Genomic DNA, 3,247 nt, shown 5'->3' with positions numbered 1-3,247 from the left:
TCGGACGCCCCTGAACCACGGGAGGAAACACTGCCGGCCCGCGTCAGCACAGCGGGAGAACCGCAGTACTCCCCAAGCTGATCCCCAATGGCTTCCACAGGACAACTCTGCCAAAACCCACCGACAAAAGTGCCGGCCAAAGCGCCTATGTGCAAAACCTACATGGCACTGCGCCTGACCTAATCAGCGCGCCGGCTCTTTCGCGGAATTCGAGGTGGATGGCTCTTTTTGCCACGGCCACCGGCCCGTAATTTCCAGCTCCAACGAGAAGCTAAGGAAGGTCCGGATCAGCACGATGATGGCCAGAACCCCGACGCTCTCGTACGTAGGAGTGACAGCCACAGTGCGTATGATGTCGGCGGCGACCAGGAGTTCGAGTCCCAGCAGGATGGACCTGCCCAGCAGCTGCCGGTAGAGACGGTAAACGCTGAGGTTTTCAGCCCCCGCTGGAAGATTACGAGGCTGGTGCCCGCGGAGTGCCAGAGGAATGGAAACCAGGGCACCGATAACCATAACTGCCACCCCCGCAAAGTCGACGAACTCCCCGACTGTCTCAATGATGTGCCGAAAATCCACGCTTCCCTGCCTCACTCCGCGTCGGGTCAAAGTTTGCTGCCGTCAAGGGGACAGCCTAAGCGCTGGCACCCTGGGGACGGCCTTTGAGCTATGGGTGCCGTACCCCGTTGCCCGCGAGAATAGCCCGGTATCCCTCACGGAACGACGGAAAGATGAACTCGAAGCCAGTGCTGTGAAGGAGAGCGTTGCGGCAGCGCTTGTTGCCGCCGCGGGCCGGGCCTGCATCTCCGACCGGGGGTTCAACCAAACCTATCTCGGCGGCCAGGAACCGGAGCACAGCGCCGAGGTCGGCGGGGTCGGCATCCACACCGATGTAAACGGGAGCCGGCTCTGAAGACAAAGTGGCGAGATGAACGATGGCAGCAGCAGCGTCGTCGCGATGGATGCGGTTTGTGTAGCGGATATCTTCCGGGATGACGGCTGAACCGCTGCGTACCTGGTCGATCAGCCGGGTCCGGCCGGGGCCGTAGATGCCGCCAAGCCGCAGCGCGACCGCCTCGGTTCCTGTCCCAGCAAACCTTGCGTGCACGAGTTCCTCGGCCTCCAAAAGGACCCGCCCGGAAAAACCTCCGGGAACCGCCGTCGTACCCTCATCAACCCAGCCGCCGCCGGCGTCGCCATAAACAGCGGTGGAGGAGACGAAGAGCACGCGCTCCGGCGTCACGCCGTCGCGCTCCAACGCATCAAGGACATTGGCGAGGCCCTGCACGTACGCGGAGCGGTACGCCTCCTCCGTTGGCGAGTCGGCAGCTACGGCGATCACGACGGCGGTGGTGTCCGCCGGGACCGGCGGCAGGTCTGGTGCGCTCAGATCAGCCGACACACCTTCGATAGCGGCCGGTAACTTCCGGGGCGAGCGGCGCCAGCCAATCACACGGTGGCCTTGGGCGGCGAACCGCAGTCCTGCTTCCGTTCCGAGATCGCCGCAGCCTGCCAGGAGGATTGTCATGCTTTACGGTGCCTCCACCGGGAAGAACACGCGCGGGTCCTGCAGGAGTGCCGGGTAGGCGAAAGCGGACCGGTCAATGATCTCCGTGACCGTGAAGTTCCGCCCGAACCTGCCATCGTCGAGCGTGATGGGCCGGCCCACCACCTGCCCCACGGCAAACTTGGCCCCGTGTTCGAACGGGACGGCCACGGGCGTCTTTCCAGGCAGCGTGGAAAAGGCCTCCTCCTGCGCCAGGCGCTTGCGGGTGGGCTTCTTCACCAGCTGCTTCGGCGGGGCCTTCCGGGGCTGCTTCGATGGGCGGCGGGATCCGTCCTCGATGTAGACGGGGGTGTAGTCGTCGTCGGAATCAGCAGCCACGGCAGCGGTAAACCCGTGCACGGGTGGCAGGGCCACGGTGTCCAGCTTCTGGGGATCGACGTCGGCATGCGGCGATCGGAGGATCCAGAGAATGTCACCCTCGGGTTCATGCGGCAGGAACTCATGCTTGGGTTCAGGCCAGAGGTAATCCATGTCCGGGATCGCATCAGTAAAGACGGAGCTGTAGAACTTGGGTTCCTTGCGCACCAGCTTGGAGCGGTGGCTGAGGTGGAAGTCTGGATCTCCAAGCCATGGCGGCATGGGTATCTTGGAGGCGTAGTCCGGGTGGGCGGCCTGTGGGGCGAACTCGGTGATGTTCTCGCGGGTCTTGTCGGGGTGTCCGCGCTTCGTCCACTCGTCCACCATTGCCAGCCCGTACATGGTCAGGGCGGGCACGTAGCCCATCCACATCCGGATCGCCGGGTGGGTCTGCCAGCCGTATCCGGGAATCACCAGCGATCGGAGCGTCTGCAGCGCTTCGACGCGCTGCTTGCCGAGCCGGGCGGTATCCAAGACGGCGGCGCTCTGCCGGAAATCGGGGTACGGGAGGAAAGTTTGCATCCCTTCAGTCTGACGGCAGCGGGCGGATGTGCCAATTGCAGTGCCCGGCGCCACAGGCGCGGCACTAAAATGTTCACATAGTGGACCCACGCATACACCGGATGGATGGAACCACTAAGATCACCGCAAGCACCCCAGCGTTTTGGAAGCCCTCTCATGACATCTTCAGTTGAAAAACCCGCCGGAATGACTCACTCCTTCGTGCCCCGCTACGGGCAGATGCTGAGTCCGGAATCCAAGGGCATCCTGGTCCTTGACGAATTCACCCTGGACCCCGAGGCGGCGCGCAAGGAGCAGCACGGCTTCCGTGCCGGCATGGCCGCCGTCGCCACCACTATGCGCCGCATCGCAGCTGCGCGCGTCGTCATCGCGATCGTTGCTATCGCTAACCTGCCGCTCTTCCTGCTCTCCAGCGGATGGTGGATTTATGCAGTCTCCCTCGCCCTCGTAGTCGGAGTTCACGCCGCAGTCACCTGGCTGAACCGCCACGAGCCGCGGCTCAAGCAGAAGTCAGCGCTGGAGCTCCACCTGCACCGCGAACGCAGCGCCAACTACCGCAAGGTCCGCGATGCCGTGAAGTACATGATCGACACCCCCAGCCGGATGAATGAGCACCTCTACCTGGAGCTCCTGGCAGCCAAGCGCGTTGCCCTCAACCTGGCCCACGGTACCGTCGCCCTCCTGGACACCACCGACGACTCCGCCTGGAAAGTCAGGATCGTCCGCGAACTGCCCGTAGCCAGCTAAGGCTTCCGGTTACAGCACATTAGAAGTACGACGCCGGCACGCCCCTTGTGGGGGCGT

The 3,247-nt window shown here is 63.8% G+C and carries 4 protein-coding genes; 1 reads left to right on the top strand and 3 read right to left on the bottom strand.

Features of this window, described 5'->3' with window-relative positions; all coding sequences use genetic code 11:
* Positions 1-183 precede the first annotated feature (183 nt).
* From AC5RWX_RS31655 to AC5RWX_RS31645, 3 genes are all read right to left on the bottom strand, one after another.
* Positions 184-576, bottom strand: coding sequence for a DUF1622 domain-containing protein (locus AC5RWX_RS31655; RefSeq protein ID WP_494100148.1), 393 nt, complete (start codon positions 574-576; stop codon positions 184-186).
* 88 nt (positions 577-664) lie between these two features.
* Positions 665-1,525, bottom strand: a complete 861-nt coding sequence (locus tag AC5RWX_RS31650; protein ID WP_494100147.1) for an SDR family oxidoreductase — start codon at positions 1,523-1,525, stop codon at positions 665-667.
* 3 nt (positions 1,526-1,528) lie between these two features.
* On the bottom strand, positions 1,529-2,443 hold the full coding sequence (locus AC5RWX_RS31645; protein ID WP_494100146.1) for an MSMEG_6728 family protein: 915 nt from the start codon (positions 2,441-2,443) through the stop codon (positions 1,529-1,531).
* A 156-nt stretch (positions 2,444-2,599) separates the two neighbouring features.
* Here AC5RWX_RS31645 and AC5RWX_RS31640 point away from each other — a divergent pair, with 156 nt between their 5' ends.
* Positions 2,600-3,190, top strand: coding sequence for a hypothetical protein (locus tag AC5RWX_RS31640; RefSeq protein WP_494100145.1), 591 nt, complete (start codon positions 2,600-2,602; stop codon positions 3,188-3,190).
* Positions 3,191-3,247: the final 57 nt, after the last annotated feature.

The sequence above is a fragment of the Arthrobacter sp. SPT-J7 genome, assembly GCF_059089965.1.
Note: the sequence above shows the minus strand (reverse complement) of the source record. Positions and strands in the feature narration are given on the sequence as shown.

Bases quoted from the DNA above. Each gene is read 5' to 3' on its own strand.
- AC5RWX_RS31650 (WP_494100147.1), bottom strand. From the start codon at position 1,525: ATGACAATCCTCCTGGCAGGCTGCGGCGATCTCGGAACGGAAGCAGGA.
- AC5RWX_RS31640 (WP_494100145.1), top strand. From the start codon at position 2,600: ATGACATCTTCAGTTGAAAAACCCGCCGGAATGACTCACTCCTTCGTG.
- AC5RWX_RS31645 (WP_494100146.1), bottom strand. From the start codon at position 2,443: ATGCAAACTTTCCTCCCGTACCCCGATTTCCGGCAGAGCGCCGCCGTC.